A 24,356-nucleotide genomic window follows, 5' to 3' on the forward strand; every position below is an offset into this window, starting at 1 on the left:
TAGTTTTGTATTTAAGACCTAAATTTTTTTGATGAAAAAGAACGTTCAGAGGGCAATTTTTATTGTTCTCCTATTTTGTGGATATCTTGCTCAGGCCCAAAATACCGGTGCCATAAGTGGTAAAGTAGTTAACGCAAAAGATAAAAAGCCTGTCGACTTTGCTACCATAGCAATTAAGAGTTTAAAAGATTCGAGTGTGGTAGCCTCTGGCCAAACCAATCCCGATGGATCATTTAGCTTCAAAGCTATTGCTCCGGGAAAATACCGGATTTATGCAGCCTTTTTAGGTTTAAAAACGGCAACCAAAGACGTAGAAGTGGCTAAAGCGGCAGTAAACGCCGGCGAAATTGCCATGAGTGATGATGGCGTTGATTTAAAAGACGTTAATGTTACCGCTACCATTCCGATTGTCGTAAAAAAGGATACTTTAGAATTTGATGCCAAATCAATCAAAGTACGTGAAAATGCGGTAGTTGAAGATTTATTGCAAAAAGTACCGGGTGTTGAGGTTGCAAAAGACGGAAGCATCAAGGCACAAGGTGAAACCGTTACCAAAGTAAAGGTTGATGGAAAAGAGTTTTTTGGTAACGATCCCTTATTGGCTACCAAAAATTTACCAGCAGATATGGTTGATAAAATCCAGGTAATTGACGAGCTTTCAGAGCAGGCACAGTTTACCGGTATTGACGATGGAACCCGAAATAAGATTCTGAACATTACCACTAAAAACGGCATGAAACATGGCTATTTTGGTAACAGTACAATAGGTTACGGTTCTAACGACCGTTATGATGCCAGTTTAAATGTAAACAAGTTTGATGATGACCGTCAGATTAGTTTTATTGGTCAGTTTAACAACGTAAATAAACAGAACTTTGGCCAGGGCGGAGGTTTAGGTAATGGATTTGGTGGAGGTGGCGGCCGTGGCGGTTTTGGTGGCGGTGGAGGAGGAGGTAACTCTGGCGGTGGCGGCGGTGGTATTACCACAACCAATGCTGCAGGTTTAAACTTTGCCGATACTTACAAAGATGGAACACAATTCCAGGCCAGTTATTTCTTCAATAAATCGACTGCCGATATTATCCAGGATTCACACATTCAAAATCTTTTTGGAGGGGTTACGACTGACGTTACACAGAATTTAAATAATACAACGGATCGTACCAATCACCGGTTTAATTTTATGGTTGATACGAAGATAGATCCTTCATTATCTATTAAAATTCAACCAAACGTAACCTATACTGAAACTGATGGCAACAGTTTAACCAAGTATTACAGAAATTATGTAACGAGTATAACAGACGGTAGTCAGGAAAATACAACTACTGCTGCTACTCCTGCCGTTACCAACAATTTGTTAATCCGTAAGAGTTTTAAACGTAGGGGCCGTACCTTATCGCTTAATGTAAATACCAGTATTAATGATAATGATGGTACCAACCAAAACTATAGATTAGACCATATTACTGAAAACGGTGTAAAGCGAGATTCGTTAACCAACCAGTTAAACAATACCAATAGCCATGCTATAAATAATACCACGAGGTTGGTATATACCGAGCCTTTAAACAAAACCTTAAGCGTAGAGTTTAATTATCAGAACGGTTATTCGAACAGCGATTCGCAGCGTGACGTATATAACTTTAATCCTCTTACCCAGCAGTTCGATTTGGTAGATAATACATTTTCGAATATTTATAACAACCGTACTTTAACCAATGCAGCTGGTTTTAGCTTTACTACAACAGAGAAAAAATACAATTGGAATATCGGTGTAGCAGCACAGCAAACCAACAGGATAAATACCAATTTAACAACAGGTTTAAAACGTACACAGAATTTCATTAACATTACACCTTCGGCACAGTTCAGGTATAATTTCAGTAACCGTAAACGATTATTTATCAATTATCGTGGTTCTACTACTCAGCCAAGTATTGATCAGATTCAGCCCATACCAGATAATACCAATTCGCAAACCCGTTATGTAGGTAATCCGGAATTGAAGCCATCTTTTAATAACCAGTTAAGAATTAACTTCAATAATTTCAATATCGAAAGTGGCCGTTTCTTCTTTGCAGGTTTAAACCTTACGCAAACTTTTAACAGTATTGGTAATACAGTTGTTCCAATAGCTGGCGGTCTTCAGCAGGTGAGTTATATTAACGTTAATGGTGTTTATTCCGGTAATGCCAATGCTACCTGGTCTTTACCTTTAATGCCTGAGCGTAAGCTTACCTTAAATATTTCGGGTAATGGTTCGTATAGTAGAAATGTAAACTTTATTGCGCCTAATGCAAGTACCCAACTGGTTAAAAACGTTACCAATAGCTATACCATATCTAATGGCTATAAACTGGTTACCAATGTAGATAAGTTTGATTTAACCGGTGGTATAACCGGTAGCTATACCAACTCAACCTTTTCGGCACAGCAATCGGCAAATACCCAATATTATACCATTAACCCAAGCTTTAATGTAAGTTATGTGTTGCCGGCAAATATCAGGCTGGCTATGGATATTGATTATTTCAGGAATTTTGGTGGCGGCGATTTGTATAATCAGGAATACACTATTCTTAACCCATATATCAGCCGTCAGTTCTTTAAAAACAGGGCCACCTTTAAATTCTCTGTAAATGATGCATTGAATCAAAATACAGGTATTTCCAGAACTACTTCGGGCACTTCAATTACCGATTTAAATTATAATGTTTTAAAACGTTACTACATGTTCTCGTTTACTTATTCGTTAACCCGTATTGGCGGTCGTACCATGAGTGGCGATATGCAAATGCCTGGTCAGGGTGGCGAAGGCCGACGCATGAGAATGTAGAGCATTTCAAATCATAATTTAAAGGCCTGGTTTTTCCGGGCCTTTTTTGTGCCGGGAAGATCTGTCGGTTTGGCCGCCGTTAAACTCAATACAACCTTCGATTGTCAAATAGCAACTAAAAGTAGCTAAATTACAACGATTGGTAGGGGTTCGATATTAGGAGTATTGCTGTTAGTCCGGCTAACTTTGTCATGTCGAAAAAGATAAAAGACAATACTATGGATACAAAAATGATTGGCAGTAAAATTGCCTCAGCAAGAAAGAAAGTTAATATCTCGCAAGCCGGACTTGCAGCGCAGGTGTTTGTAAGCCCTCAGGCAGTTGGAAAATGGGAGCGTGGTGAATCTCTTCCAGATGTTATAACTTTAAATCAGCTTGCCAAGATTTTGGAGGTAGACCTCAACTATTTTTCAGAAAACTTTTCCTTTACTGAAAGCAGTACGCCAATTGAGGAAAAGGTAGCTTTGGAAGAAAACATTCCTGGAGCCTGGCAAGCCCAGCTTTTAACCAATTTTAGTGGAACAGAACTTGCCAAAACCGACTTTTCAGGTATTAATGCTCATGGGCTAATCTTTAATGGAAGTAATCTGGCAGGATCAGATTTTACTGATGCCGACATTACGGGCAGTACATTTAAGGGTAGCAATGCACACGAGGCTGTATTTCTGAGAGCAAACCTAACTGATTGCAATCTATCTGCAACAAATCTACAGAACGCAGAATTCAGCAGCACAATTTTAATCAATACCAGGTTTTATGCATTAGACCTGGCTAAGGCAAAATTCAGTAACACTAAACTCTCAAATGTAAAATTCAGCAAAACCGACCTTCGCGAAACAATATTTCAGAACTGCGGCTTTGAGGGAGTAGATTTTGATTATTCTGATCTGCGTGGGCTCTGTCTCGATGATCAGACTTTCGCAAATGTGCTGTTCCACAATGCTGCGCTTAATGAAACCAGTTTCAAAGGAGCAACATTAATTAATTGTTCTTTCCGGTCAACCTTCGCACTTACCAATAAATATTATCGTGCCATTAAAACAATTCACTTTGGCGGTGCATCGATGGATAAGCTTACCCATGCTTCTTTGAAGGGGCTGGGTGTTGATCTGGCTCAGGTTACGCTTATATAATTATTAGCGCACTTTAATGTGTATTCCATTTGTTACTTAAACTAAAATAAACCTTTAAACCCACTGTCAGTCTCTATGTTATAAAAACCAAACTAACCGAATGAGACTAATCTTTACGCTACTTCTTTTACTATGTTCTTCCTTTATTTACGCACAGAAAACCGGCTCGGTGAGCGGCAGGGTACTCCAGTCAAAAGATAAAAAACCAATTGATTATGCCTCATTGGCGGTAAAGAATTTAAGCGATTCGAGTATGGTTGGTGCTATGAGTACTACCGAAGATGGAAAGTTTCTTTTCAAAGACCTGAAACCAGGTCAGTACCGGGTATATGCCGCATTTTTAGGATTAAAAAATACCACAAAAGATTTTACCATTACGGCCGAAAAACCAGATGTGAGCTTAGGCGATATTGTTTTAGAAGGTGGTGCAATCGAGCTTCAAACTGTTGATATCAAAGCAGAAGTGCCACCAATTGTAGTGAAAAAAGATACCCTTGAGTTTAATGCAGGCTCTTTTAAAGTAGTGGAAAATGCTGTAGTAGAAGATTTATTAAAAAAATTACCTGGGGTAGAGGTCGATAAATCGGGTACAGTAAAAGCCCAGGGCGAAACCATTACTAAAGTTAAAGTAGATGGAAAGCTGTTTTTTGGAAACGATCCCTTACTGGCAACCAAAAACCTGCCGGCAGATATGGTCGAAAAAATTCAGATTATCGACGAGCTTTCAGATCAGGCGCAGTTTACCGGAATTGATGACGGATCGAGGACCAAAATCATCAACATCACCACCAAAAAAGATCGAAAGAACGGCTATTTTGGCAACACTTCTGCAGGTTACGGCTCTAACGACCGTTATGATGTAAATACCAATATCAACCATTTTAAGCAGGATAAAAGATTAAGTGTGATTGCCCAGTTTAACAACGTAAATAAACAAAACTTTGGCGGTGGTTTAGGTGGTGGTAACAGCGGAGGAAATGGTGGCCGCAGTGGAATTACTGATACCAAGGCCGGCGGATTTAACTTCTCTGATGAATATGCCGATCAAACCGAAATCAGCATGAGCTATTTTGTCAATAAATCTGACAATCTGATTTTAAGAAACAGCGTTACCCAAAATCTTTTAGGTAATGTAACAACGGTTTTCAATAATAACCAAACCAATACTTCCGATCGTTTAAATCACCGTTTAAATTTTATGGTCGATACCAAGCTCGATTCATTAACCTCACTTAAGATAGAGCCCAATTTAAGCTATACCGATAATGAGAGCTTAAACAGTAGTTTTTACAATCGCGATTACAATACTTACAAAACAAATGGATCGCAGACATTAAGTAACCACAATACTGCGCCGTCTATCAGCAATAATATTTTACTACGTAAGAAGTTTATGCGCAGGGGGCGAACTTTATCGCTAAATTTCAATACCAGCATTAACAATAACGATGCTAATAATTACAACAATAACCCCGAGAACCGTGATGAAGGTGGGATAATTACACAAAAAGTAATTAACCAGTTTAACGATCAGGAAAGTGAATCGCTTAATCAGAACACCCGGTTGGTATATACCGAGCCCTTAGATAAGACGCTTAGTTTAGAGTTTCACTATCAGAATGGGTATAATCACAATACTTCCGACCGTTTTACCTATAATTTTAATCCCGCTACGCTTCAGTACGATTTATTGGATCAAACCTTTAGTAATTCGTATGAAAATACCATTTTAACCAATGCGGCTGGTTTTAGCTTTAACAAGATGGCTAAAAAATATAACTGGAATGTTGGGATGGCCGTTCAAAATACCGACCGTAAAAACAACAACATTACGCAAGGATTTACATTAAAACAAAACGTTTTCAACTATACGCCTTCTGCCATGTTCAGGTATAATTTTAGCAATAGCAAACGTTTGGTGCTCAATTACCGTGGTAGTACCACCCAGCCTACCATACAGCAGTTGCAACCCATCCAGAACAATACCAATACACAAAGTATTCCGGTGGGTAACCCCGATTTAAAGCCTGAATTTAACAACACCTTACGTATTGCCTACAATACCTTTACCGTAGGTAAAAACAGGTCGCTGTTTGTTAACCTTAATCTTGCGCAAACCGCTAACCAGATTGCAAACAGTACCAGCCTAATTCAAAGTGGAAAAGATCAGGGTAAACTGGCCGTAACACCGGTAAATGTTAATGGTGTTTATTCAGGTTCACTGTCGTCATCGTTAAGTTTACCACTTATGGCCGATAATAAGCTTAATTTTCACATCAATGTTGGCGGAAGTTATAACCGCGATGTAAACTTTACCAACAGCTTAAAAAATATAACCAACAGTTGGTCAATCAGCAATGGCTACAGGTTGGTTTCTAACCTGGATAAACTCGATTTAACCGCCGGGGTTAATGGTTCGGTTAACCGGGCTACCTATTCGGTTCAGCCCAATTCCAATACCCGCTATTATACCTTCAGCCCCAATATCAGTGTAAGTTATATGTTTCCGGGCGATATCCGCTGGTCTGTTGATGCTGATTACAACCAGAATACGGGCAGAGGCGAGGGATTCGATACGCATTTTACGCTGGTAAACTCGTATTTAAGCAAGCAGTTTTTCAAAAACCGTGGTACTTTCAAAGCTTCGGTAAACGATTTGCTGAACGAAAACCAGGGGGTAAGCCGGACGGCTAACAACAATACCATTCGCGATGAAAGCTACAATGTTTTGCAACGTTATTTCATGTTTTCGTTTACCTATTCGCTTAACCGGATGGGTGGCAGAAACCGGATACGTGGTAACGAAGAAGGCGGCGGCGGTAGAAACCGTGGTGGCGGTGGTGGCTTTGGTGGAGGCCGTCAAAGAAATTAATCATGATACCGTAAAACCATCAATTATTTTCTGAATGTAAAAGCGTTGTTATTTGGAATAAATCTAAAGAAAGGTTAACTTGCGCCCAATTTAGCACATGAACCCGTTAGGCCCCATCTGGCTAATGAAATAAAATAAACGCAGATGAAACTTTCGCACTTAAAAGTTGGAGAAAAAGGAACAATTGTAGCTTTTACAGATTTAGATATGTCTGTAAAGCTGATGGAGATGGGCTGCTTGCCGGGCGAAGTTGTAGAGGTTGAGCGTTTTGCCCCTCTTGGCGATCCAATGGCCATTCGTGTTGCGGGTTATCAGCTTTGTTTACGTAAAAGCGAGGCTGATGTGGTTATCATTCAATAAATAAGTTGGGTTTGGATATTAAAGTTGCATTAGTTGGTAATCCCAATACAGGTAAGTCTACGTTATTTAACCGTTTAACGGGTTTAAATCAGAAAATAGGTAATTTTCCAGGCATTACAGTCGATAAAAAAACAGGTTTTACCAAACTTTCAGTCGGTAAAGATGCCGAAATTATCGATTTACCCGGAACTTATAGTCTTTACCCCAAAAGTGCTGACGAAAGCATTGTTTTTCAGGTACTGGCCGATCAAAAAAACAATAGCCATCCCGATGTAATTGTATTGGTTACCGATGCATCCAATCTTAAGCGAAACATGCTTTTGTATTCGCAGGTGGCTGATCTTGGCATCCCAATGATTTTGGCTTTAAACATGATCGATCTTTCTGCCAAACAGGGCATTGAGATTAATCTCGATAAACTGGCCGAAAAATTAGGCATTCAGGTAGTTTCTATCTCTGCACGGAACAATATCGGGATCGATAAGCTTAAAAACGCAATTGCCAATACCACTAAAATAGCTACCCAGCTTCAGGAAGTTGATTTAAATTTTCTTGCCCCTGAGGCAATTAATGCTATCAAAACGAAGCTGAATTCTGATAACGATTATTATGCCCTGCAGGTTTTACACCAGCATGAGCATTTAACTTTCTTTACCGAAAAAGAGCAGGAAGAAATTGAGGAAATAGAGCAATCGAACCATTTCGAGTCGGCCAAAATACAGGCTGCTGAAACCATTGCACGTTATAAGCATTTAAGCACTATACTGGCTGATGTGGTGGTGGATAAAGGCACCGAGAAAAAGTTTTCATTCAGCGACAAACTCGATACTGTACTTACCCATAAAGTTTGGGGTTTTGCCATATTCTTATTCATTCTGTTTGTAATTTTCAATGCCATCTTCGCCTGGTCATCCTACCCGATGGATTGGATTGAAAGCGGCTTTGGTTTTATTACTGAGCTCGGTCACGAATATTTGCCTGCAGGTATGCTTACCGACTTATTATTGGATGGCGTTATTGCAGGTTTAGGGGGTATTTTTGTTTTTATCCCGCAAATTGCCATTCTTTTTGCCTTTATATCCATTTTAGAAGATACGGGTTACATGGCCCGGGTTACCTTTATGATGGATAAAATCATGAGTAAGGTAGGCCTTAACGGAAAATCGGTAGTGCCTATGATTGGGGGCCTAGCTTGCGCTGTACCATCAATTATGGCTGCCCGGAATATCGAAAACTGGAAAGACCGGATGATAACCATTATGGTAACCCCTTTGGTTAGCTGTTCGGCCCGGTTACCGGTATATATCCTGATTATATCTTTGATTATTCCGCAAAAGCACGTATTGGGTATTTTTAACCTGCAAGGTTTAGCGTTAATGGTCATGTATCTGGTTGGTATTCTGGCTGCGGTACTGGTGGCCTGGGTGATGAAATTCATCATCAAAACCAAAGAAAGGTCGTATTTTATTATGGAGCTGCCTGTTTACCGCATGCCAAGGTGGAAGAACGTACTTTTTACCATGTATGAGAAATCGAAAACCTTTGTTTTTGAAGCGGGTAAAGTAATTATTGCCATTTCGGTTATTCTTTGGGTAATGGCTGCTTACGGGCCCGGAGATCGTTTCGAAAATATAGAAAAGAAATATGCTGCGGCGCTGGCCGATACCACAAAAAATACCGATCACATTAAGGTTTTAGAAGCTACCGAAAAGCTCGAAAATTCTTATGTGGGTGTGCTCGGTCACTGGATTGAGCCTGTAATTCGTCCACTGGGTTACGATTGGAAGATTGGTATAGGCTTAATTACCTCTTTTGCCGCCCGTGAAGCCTTTGTAGGTACTATGGCAACCATTTACAGTGTTGATGGGGGCGATGAGGACACCACGACCATAAGAGCGCGCATGGCCGCTTCGGTTAACAGCCGTACGGGGTTGCCGGTTTACTCTTTTGCAACCGGTATTTCGTTAATGCTGTTTTACGCTTTTGCCATGCAATGCATGAGTACCGTGGCCATTGTTTACCGCGAAACCAAAGGCTGGAAATGGCCGGTTATTCAGTTAGTTTATATGACTGCTATGGCTTATGTTGCTGCGCTGGTTGCTTACCAGTTGCTAAAATAATGTTATCTTTTCTTTTTTGTCTCCCAAGGCATAGTCGAGGGGGAGAATAGATAATTTGCCCTTTATTGCACAGACTTTTGTTGCTAAACCCGGTAGTAGCGGCAGCCCCCGATTGCAATTCGGGGCTATAGCGAATAACGGGACTACTGTTTCCGAAATCCCGCTGAACGTTCATTTCCTAATCATAGTCGAGCATAACTAAAAGCATTTTATTATAGAAGGCATATAATATCATTTTACCTTAATGAATTTTTTTTGCTTTTGCTTTGCTCTTATCCTAACTCAATTTGTCTTTTAATACTCTCTTCTAACGAGATTAAAGTCTCTGTACGCTGAATGCCGTTCACTGCCTGTATTTCTTCATTTAAAACATGACGCAGGTGATTGGTATCTCTGCAGATAATTTTAGCGAACATACTGTAGGCACCTGTAGTATAGTGCAATTCTACCACCTCCTTAATTTTGCTGAGCTGCGCAACCGCATCTTTATACTGAATTCCCTTCTCGAGATAAATACCCAAAAAGGCACAAATATCGTAGCCGGCCTTTTGCGGATCGATGATTAAATGAGAGCCTTTAATAATGCCCATTTCCTGTAACTTCTTCATCCGCACGTGTATGGTACCGCCCGAAACGATCAAATCTTTAGCTATTTCTGTATAGGGTTTAGTGGCATCCTGCATCAATTGTTTCAATATATCGATATCGAGGTTGTCAATTTCTAAATTGGAATTGTCTTTTTTAAGCATATTTTTGAATTATGATAAGCGAATTTACGAATATTTATCAATATTATAAAAATAAAATTAAATGTTTAAAATATTTGCAAGGTATTGGTTGTTCCTTTACATTTGTATCAAGCAATTAACAAAAAGGAAACGTTCTTTCAAAATTGCTGAACATACTGTAGGGTGGTGAAACAGGCAGACACACCTCCTTGTCTCGGTGGCGGAGAATAATGGGAATATACCGGTTTCGGTACTAACCACTCCTTGAAGGTTCGATTCCTTCCCCTACAGCCAGTTCAGTTGACAATTTACGGTTAAGAGTTTAAAATTCGAAACTACAAATTGAAAACTGTTAACTTTTGAATGTTGGGTGGTGAAATTGGCAGACACGCCTCCTTGTCTCGGTGGTGGGGAATAATGGGACAAACGCAGTTTATTGGGTTGACCACAAATTAATTTTTTGAACTGTAGCTAACTACCCCTTGAAGGTTCGACTCCTTCCCCAACAGCATTTTTTATGAATAATAAGTTAGTTAATCGAGCAATCCTGGATAGGTTGCTCTTTTTTTTGTTTAGTGCGGCTGGTTTAGCTGACAAACTTTACAGATTATTGTTATATTACCAGCTTAAATTATTCAAAACGACTAAGCACTGTGATGAAGAAACGCGTTTCAATAAAAGATATAGCCAAACAATTAAATATTTCCATTACCACGGTATCATTTGTAATTAATGGAAAGGCGCGTGAAAAAAATATTAGTGAAGCCCTTACCAAGAAAGTTCTCGATCTGGTTGCGGAGCTAAACTATCAGCCAAATGCACTTGCCACAAGTTTACGAACGGGTAAAACAAAAATTATTGGCTTTTTGGTTGATGATATTTCTGAGCCGTTTTTTTCGGGTATAGCCCGCCATATCGATGAAATTGCATCGAATCTGGGTTATAAAATTCTTTTTAGCAGTACGCGTAACGATACGGAAAAAGCCATAGAGTTGCTTCAGATTTTTGAAGACCGTCATGTTGATGGTTACATTATGGCCTTGCCAGAAGGTTTGGAAGATGAAGTGAAAAAACTAATCCAAACCGATGCGCCGGTAGTTTTATTTGACCGCTACGTACAGGAGGTAAAAACTGATTATGTAATTATTGATAACCAGAAAAGCACGTTTGATGCAACTGAGCACCTGATTAACAATGGTTATAAAAATATAGCTTTTGTTACTATTGATACACAGCAACTACAAATGGTTGATCGCTTAGCGGGCTACGAAACAGCAATTGAAAAACACAAGCTACCAGCTGTTGTAAAGAAAATCAAATATACGGGATCTGAAGATTCGATTCAGGAGATGATTAGCTTTTTTAAAGCCGAAAAGCAGCTCGATGCAGTAATTTTTGCAGCCAACTATATCTGTTTAGATGGTTTAAGGACCTTTAGAAAATCGGGAATCCGGATTCATAAAGACCTGGCCGTGGTATCGTTTGATGATTTTGAGATTTTGGAATTCTGCGAGCCACCTGTTACGGCGATCGCACAGCCTCTTGAAGCTATTGCAGAGAACATTATGAAGGTTTTGCTTAACAAACTTAAAAAAGCAGGGCAAAATGCCGGAAATACGCAAATTTCGCTTCCTACTACGTTAAATGTAAGGCCGTCGAGCGCAAAGAAGTAATTTCAACAAAAAAGGGAACCGATTTTTAGTCCGTTCCCTTTTTTATTGTTGTTTAAATAGATTAAACTGTCATTACGTCTTTTTCTTTTGCTTCGGCGTGTTTATCTACTTTAATGATATACGCATCAGTTAATTTCTGAACTTCGCCTTCACCGGTTTTGATTTCGTCGTCAGATACGCCTTCTCCTTTTAATTTTTGAATTTTGGTATTGGCATCTTTACGGATGTTACGTACGGTGATACGGCCTCTTTCAGCTTCCTCTTTCACTTTTTTAACCAGTTCCTTTCTACGCTCTTCGGTTAGTGGTGGAACAACCAAACGGATTACAATACCATCATTTTGTGGGTTAATACCAATGTTGGCAACCTGTATCGCTTTTTCGATTACCGTTAAAAGCGATTTTTCCCATGGCTGGATCACAATTGTTCTGGCATCAGGGGTATTGATGCTGGCCACCTGTGCTAAAGCAGTCGAAGCGCCATAATAATCAACGAAAATGCCATCAAGCATTCCTGCTGATGCCTTACCAGCTCTAATTTTAGTTAATTCAGCTTCGCAATGATCAATGGCTTTATCCATTGAAGACTGGGCATCCATTAATTGTAATTGTATGAGTTCGTTCATAATTGTGTGTATTTCTACAATTTGTTTTTTCTAAAATGCTTATTTAACCAGAGTACCAATTGGTTCACCACTGGCAATTTTCATGAAGTTACCATGTTTATTCATATCAAACACAATAATTGGCAACTGGTTTTCTTCACAAAGCGTAAAAGCGGTCATGTCCATAACATTAAGCCCCTTATCATACACTTCTCTGAAAGAAATTTCTTCAAATTTTGTTGCTGCGGGATCTTTCTCCGGATCGGCAGTATAAATGCCATCTACTCGGGTTCCTTTTAATACCACATCGGCTTTAATTTCTATTGCGCGTAATGCAGCAGCAGAATCGGTGGTAAAGTAAGGGTTACCTGTACCGGCACCAAAAATAACTACACGTCCTTTTTCAAGGTGGCGAACAGCTCTTCTGCGGATAAACGGCTCACAAATTTGTTCCATTTTAATCGCTGTAAGTAAGCGTGTTTTAATGTCCACTTTTTCTAAGGCATCTTGTAAGGCCATTGAGTTGATTACAGTAGCTAACATACCCATATAATCGGCCTGTGCTCTGTCCATCCCGCTTTTTTCGGCACTTAAACCTCTAAAAATGTTTCCTCCACCAATTACGATTGCGATTTCTAAACCTTTATCGTGTACAGCTTTAATATCTTCTGCGTATTGTTTAACGCGCTCATTATCAATGCCGTATTGTTTGTCGCCCATTAGCGATTCTCCGCTAAGCTTTAGTAGGATGCGTTTGTATTTCATGACCCCAAAAATATTAACAATTTTTTAATACCTCGCTATGCTTTTCAACAATTGATGTAAATATTTAAATAGAAATTTTTTCTCCTTTAAATATCACTTCTTTTAGTTCGAGCGCATCATTAAGTACGAGTAAATTAGCAGCTTCACCCACTTCTATTTTAGCTGTTAAGTGCTCTATACCGATTAATTTGGCAGGGTAAAGTGTGGCCATTTTCAGTGCATCATTTAAATCGATCCCGCATTGAGTTACGCAATTTATAACGGCTTCGAGCATTGTTAAGGAGGAACCGGAAAGCGTACCATCAGGCATTACATATTTATTTCCTTTTTGTATATGTTGGTAGGGGCCTGTGGCACATGCGGTAACTGCATCTGTAATAAGAAACAAGCGGTCTTTTAATAATTTTTGCGCAAACTTAATCACCTCAAAATCTACATGCTGGCCATCGGCAATAATGCTGGCCATTGCCTTATTGTGGTTAAAAACCGCAGTGGGAATACCAGGCTCACGGTGATGAATCGGGCTCATGGCATTAAAAAGATGTGTGGTGGTTTGTATACCTTTATTGTAGGCAGATGTAGCTTCTTCGAAAGTAGCGTTACTATGGCCTAAAGATACTACCACGCCATTATCAAGTAGGTATTGTATTACCTCATCATCCTGAAGCTCGGGGGCAATGGTCATCATCTTAACTACGCCATCACCAAAATCGAGCAACTGTTTGATTTCATCTAAAGAGGCCTTGCGAACAAATGCGGGAACATGTGCCCCTAAACGCTTTGGATTTAAAAACGGGCCTTCTAAATGCAAGCCCAGACAGTTTTTTGCTGAGGCCCGATGCGCTTTAACAGTTTCGATGCAGGCATTAAAAATTTCAGGAGTATTGGTAGCCAGGCAGGCCAGAAAACCGGTAGTTCCTTTTTTGAGTAAATCATCTTCCATAAGGGTTAACGATTCGATTGTTGGATCGGCTGAGAACAGGCGGCCACCTGAACCATAAATCTGTAAATCTATAAAGCCAGGTACCGTAATCGACTGGCCATCGCCCTTTGTATTTGCCGGTCTGATTGCAACGATTTCAGCGTTGCTGATTTCAATTTCCTGACCGGTTATTTGTGTATCGTTATTATAATAGGAAGTATTGGGGATGATCTTAGACATAACAAACGTTTGAGTAAATTTAAGCTTACACAATCAAAGTTAAATATTGTAACGATATATTTGGTTAATAAGATAAACTAATCAAATGAATGAAAATCAGTCTAATAGAAGGAACTTTCTAAAGGCCGGACTTACTTTGAGTGCTGCAACGCTGGTTGCTCCTGGTGCAGCTATTGCAAATGTTACTGAAAGGGAAGATGCATTTAAAATTGCAGTTGGGCCTTACCTGCAAACCAATTTTAATAACTCGATGACGATTTTGTGGTTAACCAACAAAAATGCGGCAGGCTGGGTTGAGTTTGGTGAGCAGGCCGATCAGTTAAATCAGAAAGCTTATGGCAAAGCCGAATTGGGCTTAATGCAGGCCAATAGCAAGTTAAATGCAGTAACGCTTAATCATTTAAAACCCGGAACAAAGTATTATTATAAAATCGTTTCTAAAGAAATTAAAGATTTTCAGCCTTACAAATTAACTTACGGCGAAACGGTAAGCAGCAATGTTGAATCGTTTTTAAATGCCAATCAGGCTAAAGAAGAGGTATCGTTTGTGATGATGAACGATATCCACGATCGACCTGAGTCTATTCCACATTTGTTAGGACTTGTGCCGGCCGCCCAGCAGGATTTTGTTTTCTTTAATGGTGATATTTTTGATTACCAAACGGATGAAAAACAGATTATCGACCACATGTTGCAACCCTGTGTAGATAATTTTGCTAAAAATACACCTTTTATCTACGTTAGGGGCAACCACGAAACACGTGGTAAATTTGCGCGTGAGTTTGCGCAATATTACATGCATGTTGGTCATACGGCTTTTACCTTGGGCCCTGTACGTTTTGTAATTATCGATACCGGCGAAGACAAGGAAGATGCGCATCCGGTTTATGCAGGCATTGTAAACTTTGACGATTACCGCATTCAACAGGCAGAGTGGCTTAAAACGGAAATCAATTCAAAAGAATTTAAAAAAGCACCTTTCCGTGTTGTATTGATGCATATTCCGCCACGTTATTCGGGCGATGCCCACGGGCCAAAACATTGTACTGAATTGTTTGAACCTTTATTAAACCAGGGAAAGGTAGATTTGGTACTAAGCGGACATACCCACAAATACATGGTGCATCAGCCAGATAAAAACTTAAATCACTATCCGTTAATTATAGGTGGCGGCCCTCAAAAAGGAACAAGAACCATTACTAAAATTAAGGCAGATAAAAATAAGCTGGTGGCAAGCATGATTGATGATTCGGGCAAAGAAGTAGGCACTTATACTGCCTTGAGGAAATAGGAGATGAATAAGAGTTGTCAACTTTTTAGCAAACTGGCCATTAAAGTTGACAACTCTAAAAATCTTATATCAAAAAAAAAGCCCCAATTTCTTGGAGCTCTTATTAATATGTTTTTTAGTGCTTATGCACCTAATTGTACACGTTTGAAAGCAGATACAGTTAATCCTTTAACAGTGTTGTCTAAGAATTTACGAACATCTACAGAGCTATCTTTAACAAACTCCTGGTTTAATAAAGTGCTGTCTTTGTAGAATTTGTTTAATTTACCAGCAGCGATTTTTTCAACCATTTCTTCTGGTTTACCTTCCTGACGGATAACATCTTTAGCAATCTCGATTTCACGCTCGATAGTAGCAGGATCAACACCTTCTTTATCAACAGCAACCGGGTTCATTGCAGCAATTTGCATCGCAACATCTTTACCAGCTTCAGTAATATCTACGCCGTTAGCACCTTCGAATACTACTAAAACGCCCATTTTGCCGTTAGAGTGGATATAAGAAACGATTTTTTCGCCAGAGATATTTGCATACTCTTGGATAACGATTTTCTCGCCGATTTTACCGGTTAATTCAGTGATAGTTTCGGCAACTGTACGTCCGTCTTCTAAAGTAATTGCTGATAATTCTTCAGCATTAGCTGGATTGTTGGCAACCGCAGCAGCTAAAACAGCCTGAGCTAAGTTACGGAAATCTTCAACTTTAGAAACTGGCTCAGTTTCGCAAGCTAAAGCAACTAATTTACCATTTGTACCGTCTGCTGAAACAGCGATTGATACTAAACCTTCAGAAGTAGCATTACCAGAACGAGCGGCAGATACTTTTTGACCTTTTTTGCGCAATAAATCAACAGCTGCTTCGAAATCACCATTAGCTTCAACTAAAGCTTTTTTGCAATCCATCATACCAGCGCCAGTTTGTTGACGCAATTTGTTTACATCTGCTGCAGAAATTTGTACTGTAGACATTTTATTTCCTTTTTTAAAATTTACAATCTTGTTATAACAACTACAGGTTACAAGTTACAAGCGCTAAGTTAAACTCATGTTAAGCCAACTTAAAACCTGAAACCAGTAACCTGCAATTAAAAAATATTACTATTCTTCTGTTTTAGTTTCTTCTGATGAAGAGGCTTCAACCTCAGCTTCAGCAGCTTTTTTACGTCTTGGCTCTTTAGCTTCAGGCGCATCAGCTGCAGCTTTAGCAGCTACTGCTTCTTTTTCTGCTTCATCATCTTTTTCGCGTTTACGCTCTTCTAAACCTTCTTCAATCGCTTTGATAATTACATCAGTAATTAAAGAGATAGATTTTGTAGCATCATCATTCGCAGGGATTGGGAAATCGATGTTAGAAGGATCAGAGTTAGTATCAACCATCGCAAAAGTAGGGATGTTTAATTTTAACGCTTCAGTTACCGCGATGTGCTCTTTCTTAACATCAATTAAGAATAAAGCTGCAGGTAAACGGTTTAAATCAGCAATACCACCTAAAAGTGATTCTAATTTAATACGCTCACGTTGGATCATTAAACGCTCTTTTTTAGAAAGGATAGCATAAGTACCGTCTTTAGTCATTTTATCGATGTTAGACATCTTTTTGATTGACTTACGAACAGTAGCAAAGTTAGTTAACATACCACCTAACCAACGCTCGGTTACGAAAGGCATGTTTACTTTTTTAGCTTGCTCAGCTACGATTCCTTTAGCTTGTTTTTTTGTTGATACAAATAAAACTTTACGTCCTGATTTTACGATTTGTTTAATCGCAGCCGCAGCTTCTTCAGTTTTAGTTAAAGTTTTATTTAAATCTATAATGTGAATTCCATTACGCTCCATGAAAATGTAAGGAGCCATTTTTGGATTCCATTTACGGGTAAGGTGACCAAAGTGTACACCTGCATCCAATAAGTCTTGATAAGTTGTTCTTGCCATTGTCTTTGCCTCCTGTGATTAACGTTTACTGAATTGGAATTTCTTACGAGCTTTAGCACGTCCTGGTTTCTTACGCTCAACCATACGCATATCACGCGTCATTAGGCCTTTAGCACGTAATGCAGGTTTTTTCTCCGCATCTAGTTCAACAATCGCTTTAGCAATAGCTAAACGAACAGCTTCTGCTTGTCCTTTTACTCCACCGCCTTGTACGTTTACAGTGATATCATAACGACCAGTAAGTTCAGCAACTTCTAAACTTTGGTTTACGATATATTGTAAAGGTAAAGTAGGGAAATATTCTTTGTGATCTTTACCGTTAACGGTAATTGCTCCGGCACCATCTTTTAAGTAGATACGTGCAACAGCTGTTTTTCTTCTTCCTGAAGTGTTAGTAACTGACATTTCTTAAAGTTTAATGGTTTTTGGAGATTGAGCTGCATGAGGGTGGTTTGCACCAGCATACACAAAAAGATTGGTGTATAATTTTTTACCCAATTTAGTTTTCGGTAACATACCACGTACCGCTTTCTCGATTACACGTTGAGGGTGTTTCGCCATTAACTCTTTTGGAGAGATAAAACGTTGACCACCTGGATAACCAGTGTAAGAAACATATTGCTTTTCGCTGAATTTGTTTCCTGTCAATTTAACCTTGTCTGCATTGATAACAATTACGTTATCTCCGCAATCTACGTGTGGGGTGTACTCAGGCTTGTTTTTACCACGGATGATCATAGCGATCTTCGATGACAAGCGCCCCAAAATCTCGCCTTCCGCATCAACAACAATCCACTGTTTGTTTACAGTTTTAGCATTGGCCGAGACAGTTTTGTAACTTAACGTATTCACTTGCTTGTATTTAATTTATTAAACAATTTATTATTCCCATTAAAATTGGGACTGCAAAGATAGATAGAATACTTTTATTATCAAATAGTTGAAGAGAAAAATTTTTATTGCAATAATGACCTAGCTTGTTTGCTACTCAATACACTCGAGAGCATCGGGATACCATGTTCGGTAAAACATAAGGAAGTTTTCTTCTACCACCCCAACTTGAAGTCGCAAATTGCGACTTCAAGTTTAACCATTCTTCGACAGTAAGCTTAAACATGAAGTCTTTTGAAAATCGGTCAGGATTTCTACTTATTTGCTTTACATCAACATATCATCTATAATTTTTATGATCTTTTCTTCGCGTTCTTCATAACCTCCACTGATCAGGATATAGTTAATTCCACGTTTTTCGAGTTCTGATTTAAATAAGTTGAACATTTCCAGTCGCCGGTCTCCAAAATCGCGAAGATGATCGGCCACCCATGCTACATCAATATCCAGCAGGAAGTATAAATCGTAACTGATTTCGTTTTCAAGTTTATTCAGGATATCGGGAACCTGGTTTAAATAATACTGCGCATAAATTTTTGTAGTGATCAGATCGGTATCGCAAAAAACGATTTTATTGGCAATACTAACTTTTTCCCTCACCCGGCCAGTTTGTGCCTGGCCAATTTTAATGATGTCATTAATGGTAATGTCGTTCGAGGTAATGAGTTCCCGCGCCACTTCAGGAACAAACACAGTGCGGTAATGCTTCGCCATTTTTTCGGCCAAAGTTGATTTGCCCGTACTTTCAGGTCCGTAGAGGCACACTTTTTTCACAAAATAAGGTTTAACTACATCAGGAATATATGGCCAATGTTTAAAAGGGGCATTTCTGATGAGTGTGGCCGAAACCGGAATTGCACTTCGCTGCTGATCAAATAAAATATGTTGGGCGGCCATATTCATCGCAAAAGGTGCTCCATAATCTTCTGAACTGAAAAGGATATCAATTTTCGGATAAACTTCGCGCATTCTTAATGCCCAGAGCTTTGTTCTTTCGATCAAGGGAAGCGCTTCATTATCAAAATCATCGACAATAATGGCGGGTTTAATATGCGGTTGATCTTTAAAAATTTCCATAATCCAGCCAAAACGAAGCTCAGCAGGAATAGGATCGTGAGGGGTAAAACTCATTGATACAATCAGTTCATCACATTGTGCTGCAGCGAAATTGATTAAGGCAATATGCCCATTGTGGATGGGCATAAATTTGCCGATTACTAAACCTCTTTTCATGTGATTTTGCTGTAACTCCTGTATTCCTTAATCCAATTCCACAATGCAAAGCCGGCAATAATGGTAAAAATGAAATATTCGATACCCATAAATTTAATTCCTTTCAGAAAATAGAGATACGTAGCTACAATATCGATCAAAAGCCAGATAATCCAGCATTCTACCCTTTTCTGGATCATTAAAAAGGTAGTGATTACACTCATCACAAAAATAAACGAATCGACAAAAGGGTAAGCACTTGGTAAATTAAACAATAATGGTAACCAGTTATGCAGCTGCCTGGCCAAAGTACCCATAAGCAACGTGCCGGCAATACCAACAATTAGTAAAAGTAAAAACTGCTTTAAGGGCATAAAACTGATTTTAAGTTCTTTATTTTTATCCTCTTCTTCGGGTTTGGGATTGGCCCAACGCCACCAGCCCATAATATTGGTAATAAAAAAGAAAACCATCAGAAACATATCGGGATAGAGCTGGGTTTGATAATATAAGAATGCCGAGAGAAACACATTAACGATTCCGGCAGGCCAGCTCCAGATACTTGCTTTTGCTGAAAGAATCACCGAGATAATTCCTGTTATTACCGCAAAGAACTCTAAATAGCTCATTTTGTATTCCAGGACTGTAAAAAATATGCTTTGCGCATTGAAAAAATCCATCTGCTGATTCTTTTTAGAAATATAAATCCCTAAAATATACAATTTATTGATTTGCCGTACTCACCCGGGCATAAACAAAAAGTAAGCACAGCTGTTAATTTATGTGCTGATGCGGCTCGGTTTATAAGTTCATCAATCCATTTTTTATGCAGTACCTTGATCATTTATTCGGTTCGCCGATCCCCTTGTTTCTAAAGAATATCATTATTGGCTTGCTTGCTGTTTTGCTAGGAATCTTCATCAAGTTTGTAATTCATAAAGTCTTTATCCTGTTATCGCGCTGGTGGGATTTTATCTTCATCAAATCCATTATCAAACATTTATGCTACCCGGTTGGCGTGTTTATTCCGTTATTGCTGTTGAATTTTTCTTTATCGTTAATGGAAATGCCATTGGTTTATCGCATCCCATTAGAAAAGGTTTTAGAAATTGCACTTACCATCACCTTTGCTTTGATTCTGGTTCGGACGATCAACGTGCTGGAAGATTATTTTTATTTTAAATATGATCTGAATAAAGAAAATAACCTGAAAGAGCGCAAAATCAGGACACAGTTGCAATTTGTACGGAAGTTTATAGTTTCTTTAATTATTCTGATTACGGCTGCCATTATTCTGCTGAGTTTTGAAAGCATGCGTAAAATAGGAGCGGGCTTGCTTACCGGCGTTGGTATTGGCGGGATCATTATCGGTTTTGCAGCACAAAAATCGCTGGGAAACTTATTGGCTGGCTTTCAGATTGCTTTTACACAACCTATTCGTATTGATGATGTTTTGATTGTAGAAGGCGAATGGGGAAAGGTCGAGGAAATTACGCTAACCTACGTAGTGGTTAATATCTGGGATCAGCGCAGGTTGATTTTACCAATTACTTATTTTATCGAAAAACCTTTTCAAAACTGGACCCGGGTTTCGGCAGATTTACTGGGTACTGTTTTTCTTTATCTGGATTATACGATTCCGGTTGAGCCCATGCGGGAAGAGCTGACCCGTTTATTAAATTCGAACCCTTTTTGGGATAAACGGGTGAATGTGGTACAGGTAACGGATAGCACAAAAGATGGTACTATCGAAGTGCGTTTTTTAATGAGTGCCGCGAGTTCTTCCAAAGCTTTTGATTTACGCTGCCATGTCAGAGAAAAAATGATTGCCTTTATCCAATCCAATTATCCGGAAAGTTTACCGAGAAAGCGGTTAGAGATTAACGATAAGTTAGAGCAGATGTAGAAAAATGAGCCTGTCGAAGACTACAAAATACTTCGACAGGCTCATTTTAGCAGCTTGAACTATTTAAACATACCTTTAAGCTTGGCTAATTTTTCCTGTAAATCGCCATCGGCGTCTTTTGGCTCATTACGGGGCTTAAAGGTTTGCTTATTGTTATTTTTAAAGTCTTGTTTAGATTTTTGCTCTCTATGCTCCCGACTGCGGACTTCCGACTTCGGACTAGCTTCAGTTTTCATCGATAACGAAATCCTTTTGCGGGCTACATCAACTTCCATTACTGTAACCTCTACCTTTTGATGCACTTTTACCACATCGTTAGGGTTGGCTACAAAACGGTTTGCCAGCTGACTGGTATGTACCAATCCATCCTGGTGAACGCCGATATCAACAAAGGCACCAAAATTGGTAATGTTGGTAACAATACCCGGCAATTTCATACCTGTTCTTAAATCTGCAATTTCATTAACCCCTTCTGTAAAGCTAAAAGCTTCAAATTGCTCGCGTGGATCACGGCCGGGTTTGGCGAGCTCTTTTAAGATGTCGTTAAGGGTAGGTAAACCAATTTCATCGGTCACATACTGTTGCGGCTTTATCTGTTTTTGTAGCTGGGTATCTTTCATCAGTGCAGACACCGTTGTTCCAAGGTCTTTAGCCATTTTGTCTACCACAGCATAACGCTCCGGGTGTACCCCGCTGGTATCCAATACATTTTCTGCATTGCGAATGCGCAGGAAACCCGCTGCCTGCTCGTAAGCTTTATCACCCAAACGCGGAACTTTTTTAAGACTTTCGCGGTTTTTAAAAGCACCATGGGTATTTCTGTAATCTACAATATTTTGTGCCAAAGCTGGCCCTAAGCCAGAAACGTAAGCTAAAATTTGTTTAGAAGCGGTATTTAACTCCACACCAACCGCATTTACAGCACTAATTACAGTATCATCCAGGCTGGCCTGCAATTTGTTTTGATCTACATCGTGTTGATACTGACCAACGCCAATAGATTTTGGGTCGATTTTTACCAGTTCTGCCAAAGGGTCCATTAAGCGGCGGCCGATAGATACCGCTCCACGAACAGTAATATCCTGAGTCGGGAATTCTTCGCGCGCTACTTCAGAGGCAGAATAAATCGATGCACCGCTTTCATTTACCATTACAATGGTGATATGTGGTAAATTTAAGCCCCGAACAAAAGCTTCTGTTTCTCTTCCTGCTGTTCCATTACCAATGGCAATGGCTTCGATATCATATTTTTCGCAAAGTTGCTGAATGGTGAATTCGGCATTTTTAACATTTCCTTGCCCGGTATGCGGATAAATGGCAGTATTTTCTAATAATTGCCCTTGCTTATCTAAACAAACCACTTTACAACCCGTACGGAAACCCGGATCAATGGCGAGTACATTTTTTTGTCCCATTGGTGCTGCCAATAACAGCTGACGCGCATTTTCGGCAAAAACACGGATCGCTTCTTCGTCAGCTTTTTGTTTAGTGAAAACACGTAATTCGGTTTCCATGGCTGGTTCCAGCAAACGTTTGTAGCCATCTTCCAAAGCCTGCTGTACTTGTTTGGACGCAGCGTTATTTCCAGTGACAAACTGGTTTTCGAGTAAAGCAATAGCATCCTCTGCAGGCGGAAGCGCATCTAAGCGTAAAATCAGTTCTTTTTCGCCACGGCGCATAGCCAGCACACGGTGTGAAGCTGCAGTTTTAACGGGCTCATTCCACTCAAAGTAATCCTTATATTTAATGCCTTCTTCTTCTTTTCCTTTGATTACCTCAGATTTAAATTCTGCTTTTTCCTGGAAGTAAGTGCGCATTTTGGTACGTGCTTCTGCATTTTCAGAAATCATTTCTGCAATAATATCCCTAGCTCCTGCTAAAGCTTCGTCTAAACTATTTACACCTTTTTCGGTATCAATAAATTTATCAGCTTCAGTATCCAGATCGAAACTGCTCTGATCAAAAATCTGCAAAGCAAGTGGCTCCAGTCCTTTTTCTTTAGCAACTGATGCACGCGTTTTACGCTTAGGCTTGTAGGGTAAGTAAATATCTTCTAAAAGCGAAATGGTTTCGGCCTCGTTAATCTGTTTCTCCAATTCGGGGGTTAATTTTCCTAAATCGGTCATCGATTTTAAGATGGCTTCGCGGCGTTTATCCAGATCGCGTAGTTGTAAAACGCGGTCGCGGATTGCAGCTACTTCAACCTCATCTAAACTGCCGGTTAATTCTTTACGGTAACGGGAAATGAAGGGGACGGTTGCACCTTCATCTAACAAATTTATCGTAGCAGTTACCTGCTTTTCTGCAACTTTTAATTCGGCTGCAATTATTTTATGGTGGGTTAACATATCAAAAATTAAAAGATCAAAGCTAGTTATGATTTTTAGAAATCAAGGCTTTTTAAAATCAAGTTTTCCACCGAAATGTGTGAGTAAATTCTCCAGAAAACTGATGTAAGGGTATCTTGTAAGGTATTTTACTTCTTTTTTTGCGTTTTCTCTAAATCACGTTCCGCTTTAAATTTGGTTATACGCGTAATCAGATCCAAAGGCATGGGTTGATCTATTGGAGACTGAACCGCACCCTTGCTCCATTTATAACTGCCAAATTCATTTTTAAAAGCCTCGATGCCCGAACCTGTTGGGTAAAAACCAATATGTTTGGCGTAACCTGCAAAGTAAACTAAAACTCCCTTTTGCTTAAACGCTGGCATGCCATAACTGATTACTTCTTTAGCATCAGGCACGGCAAGATGAATTGTTTCACGCACTTGCTGTAGCAGCTTCTGGGTTGCTGCAGGGAAATTGGCGATGTATTGGTCGATGTTTTCCGGTTTTGGCTGTTCCATAACTTTATCTTACTATGAAAT

21 protein-coding genes and 2 tRNA genes are annotated in these 24,356 nt (G+C 39.4%); 10 read left to right on the plus strand and 13 right to left on the minus strand.

The window, feature by feature from the left end; genetic code table 11:
• Window positions 1-31: 31 nt before the first annotated feature.
• The 5 genes from BLR37_RS04125 to feoB all read left to right on the plus strand — a co-directional run bounded on the left by BLR37_RS04125 (window position 32) and on the right by feoB (window position 9,324).
• Entirely contained in the window at window positions 32-2,839 is a 2,808-nt protein-coding gene (locus BLR37_RS04125; RefSeq protein ID WP_090765006.1) for an outer membrane beta-barrel protein, read from the plus strand.
• Between the two features lie 191 nt (window positions 2,840-3,030).
• Window positions 3,031-3,972: a pentapeptide repeat-containing protein gene (locus tag BLR37_RS04130; protein WP_208599593.1), complete on the plus strand. Its 942-nt coding sequence runs from the start codon at window positions 3,031-3,033 to the stop codon at window positions 3,970-3,972.
• 100 nt (window positions 3,973-4,072) lie between these two features.
• Window positions 4,073-6,844, plus strand: coding sequence for an outer membrane beta-barrel family protein (locus BLR37_RS04135; RefSeq protein WP_090765012.1), 2,772 nt, complete (start codon window positions 4,073-4,075; stop codon window positions 6,842-6,844).
• Window positions 6,845-6,988: 144 nt separating this feature from the next.
• Window positions 6,989-7,204: a FeoA family protein gene (locus BLR37_RS04140; RefSeq protein ID WP_039481214.1), complete on the plus strand. Its 216-nt coding sequence runs from the start codon at window positions 6,989-6,991 to the stop codon at window positions 7,202-7,204.
• Between the two features lie 11 nt (window positions 7,205-7,215).
• Window positions 7,216-9,324, plus strand: coding sequence for a ferrous iron transport protein B (gene feoB, locus BLR37_RS04145; RefSeq protein WP_090766475.1), 2,109 nt, complete (start codon window positions 7,216-7,218; stop codon window positions 9,322-9,324).
• Window positions 9,325-9,596: 272 nt separating this feature from the next.
• Here the strand turns inward: feoB and BLR37_RS04150 are convergent, their stop codons facing one another.
• Entirely contained in the window at window positions 9,597-10,073 is a 477-nt protein-coding gene (locus BLR37_RS04150; RefSeq protein WP_025145395.1) for an Lrp/AsnC ligand binding domain-containing protein, read from the minus strand.
• 156 nt (window positions 10,074-10,229) lie between these two features.
• On the opposite strand from BLR37_RS04150, the gene BLR37_RS25240 reads away from it, so the two are divergent.
• From BLR37_RS25240 to BLR37_RS04155, 3 genes are all read left to right on the plus strand, one after another.
• A tRNA-Asp gene (locus BLR37_RS25240) sits at window positions 10,230-10,346 on the plus strand.
• Between the two features lie 70 nt (window positions 10,347-10,416).
• A tRNA-Asp gene (locus BLR37_RS25245) sits at window positions 10,417-10,561 on the plus strand.
• 147 nt (window positions 10,562-10,708) lie between these two features.
• Window positions 10,709-11,725, plus strand: a complete 1,017-nt coding sequence (locus BLR37_RS04155; RefSeq protein ID WP_090765015.1) for a LacI family DNA-binding transcriptional regulator — start codon at window positions 10,709-10,711, stop codon at window positions 11,723-11,725.
• 61 nt (window positions 11,726-11,786) lie between these two features.
• Here the strand turns inward: BLR37_RS04155 and frr are convergent, their stop codons facing one another.
• From frr to nagA, 3 genes are all read right to left on the minus strand, one after another.
• Window positions 11,787-12,350, minus strand: a complete 564-nt coding sequence (gene frr, locus BLR37_RS04160; RefSeq protein ID WP_039481207.1) for a ribosome recycling factor — start codon at window positions 12,348-12,350, stop codon at window positions 11,787-11,789.
• 39 nt (window positions 12,351-12,389) lie between these two features.
• Entirely contained in the window at window positions 12,390-13,094 is a 705-nt protein-coding gene (gene pyrH / locus BLR37_RS04165) for a UMP kinase (RefSeq protein WP_090765018.1), read from the minus strand.
• Window positions 13,095-13,158: 64 nt separating this feature from the next.
• A complete protein-coding gene (nagA, locus tag BLR37_RS04170; protein WP_090765021.1) occupies window positions 13,159-14,256 on the minus strand; it encodes an N-acetylglucosamine-6-phosphate deacetylase in 1,098 nt (365 codons plus the stop codon).
• An 85-nt stretch (window positions 14,257-14,341) separates the two neighbouring features.
• Here nagA and BLR37_RS04175 point away from each other — a divergent pair, with 85 nt between their 5' ends.
• Window positions 14,342-15,547 carry a metallophosphoesterase gene (locus tag BLR37_RS04175; RefSeq protein WP_090765023.1) on the plus strand — a complete coding sequence of 402 codons (1,206 nt, stop codon included), beginning with the start codon at window positions 14,342-14,344 and terminating at the stop codon, window positions 15,545-15,547.
• Window positions 15,548-15,669: 122 nt separating this feature from the next.
• Here the strand turns inward: BLR37_RS04175 and tsf are convergent, their stop codons facing one another.
• From tsf to pnuC, 7 genes are all read right to left on the minus strand, one after another.
• Complete coding sequence (gene tsf, locus BLR37_RS04180; protein ID WP_039481192.1) at window positions 15,670-16,515, minus strand: translation elongation factor Ts; 846 nt, start codon at window positions 16,513-16,515, stop codon at window positions 15,670-15,672.
• Between the two features lie 129 nt (window positions 16,516-16,644).
• A complete protein-coding gene (gene rpsB / locus BLR37_RS04185) occupies window positions 16,645-17,478 on the minus strand; it encodes a 30S ribosomal protein S2 (RefSeq protein WP_039481189.1) in 834 nt (277 codons plus the stop codon).
• A gap of 18 nt (window positions 17,479-17,496) precedes the next feature.
• On the minus strand, window positions 17,497-17,883 hold the full coding sequence (rpsI, locus tag BLR37_RS04190; RefSeq protein ID WP_090765025.1) for a 30S ribosomal protein S9: 387 nt from the start codon (window positions 17,881-17,883) through the stop codon (window positions 17,497-17,499).
• 3 nt (window positions 17,884-17,886) lie between these two features.
• Window positions 17,887-18,330 carry a 50S ribosomal protein L13 gene (rplM, locus tag BLR37_RS04195; RefSeq protein ID WP_039481184.1) on the minus strand — a complete coding sequence of 148 codons (444 nt, stop codon included), beginning with the start codon at window positions 18,328-18,330 and terminating at the stop codon, window positions 17,887-17,889.
• A 136-nt stretch (window positions 18,331-18,466) separates the two neighbouring features.
• The gene (locus tag BLR37_RS25730; protein WP_208599613.1) at window positions 18,467-18,595 is read right to left on the minus strand and encodes an ORF6N domain-containing protein; all 129 of its coding nucleotides are present in this window, start codon (window positions 18,593-18,595) and stop codon (window positions 18,467-18,469) included.
• Between the two features lie 41 nt (window positions 18,596-18,636).
• Window positions 18,637-19,602, minus strand: coding sequence for an AAA family ATPase (locus BLR37_RS04205; protein ID WP_090765028.1), 966 nt, complete (start codon window positions 19,600-19,602; stop codon window positions 18,637-18,639).
• Window positions 19,599-20,261, minus strand: coding sequence for a nicotinamide riboside transporter PnuC (pnuC, locus tag BLR37_RS04210; RefSeq protein WP_090766478.1), 663 nt, complete (start codon window positions 20,259-20,261; stop codon window positions 19,599-19,601). Before pnuC ends, BLR37_RS04205 begins: the two co-directional genes overlap by 4 nt.
• Window positions 20,262-20,407: 146 nt before the next feature.
• On the opposite strand from pnuC, the gene BLR37_RS04215 reads away from it, so the two are divergent.
• Window positions 20,408-21,487 carry a mechanosensitive ion channel family protein gene (locus tag BLR37_RS04215; protein WP_090765031.1) on the plus strand — a complete coding sequence of 360 codons (1,080 nt, stop codon included), beginning with the start codon at window positions 20,408-20,410 and terminating at the stop codon, window positions 21,485-21,487.
• Window positions 21,488-21,546: 59 nt separating this feature from the next.
• On the opposite strand, the gene BLR37_RS04220 is transcribed toward BLR37_RS04215, so the two are convergent.
• The gene (locus BLR37_RS04220; protein ID WP_090765034.1) at window positions 21,547-23,835 is read right to left on the minus strand and encodes a Tex family protein; all 2,289 of its coding nucleotides are present in this window, start codon (window positions 23,833-23,835) and stop codon (window positions 21,547-21,549) included.
• Window positions 23,836-23,963: 128 nt separating this feature from the next.
• Window positions 23,964-24,335, minus strand: coding sequence for an iron chaperone (locus tag BLR37_RS04225; protein ID WP_090765036.1), 372 nt, complete (start codon window positions 24,333-24,335; stop codon window positions 23,964-23,966).
• Window positions 24,336-24,356: the final 21 nt, after the last annotated feature.

The organism is Pedobacter soli (assembly GCF_900101435.1).
In the GTDB taxonomy this organism is placed as follows: domain Bacteria; phylum Bacteroidota; class Bacteroidia; order Sphingobacteriales; family Sphingobacteriaceae; genus Pedobacter; species Pedobacter soli.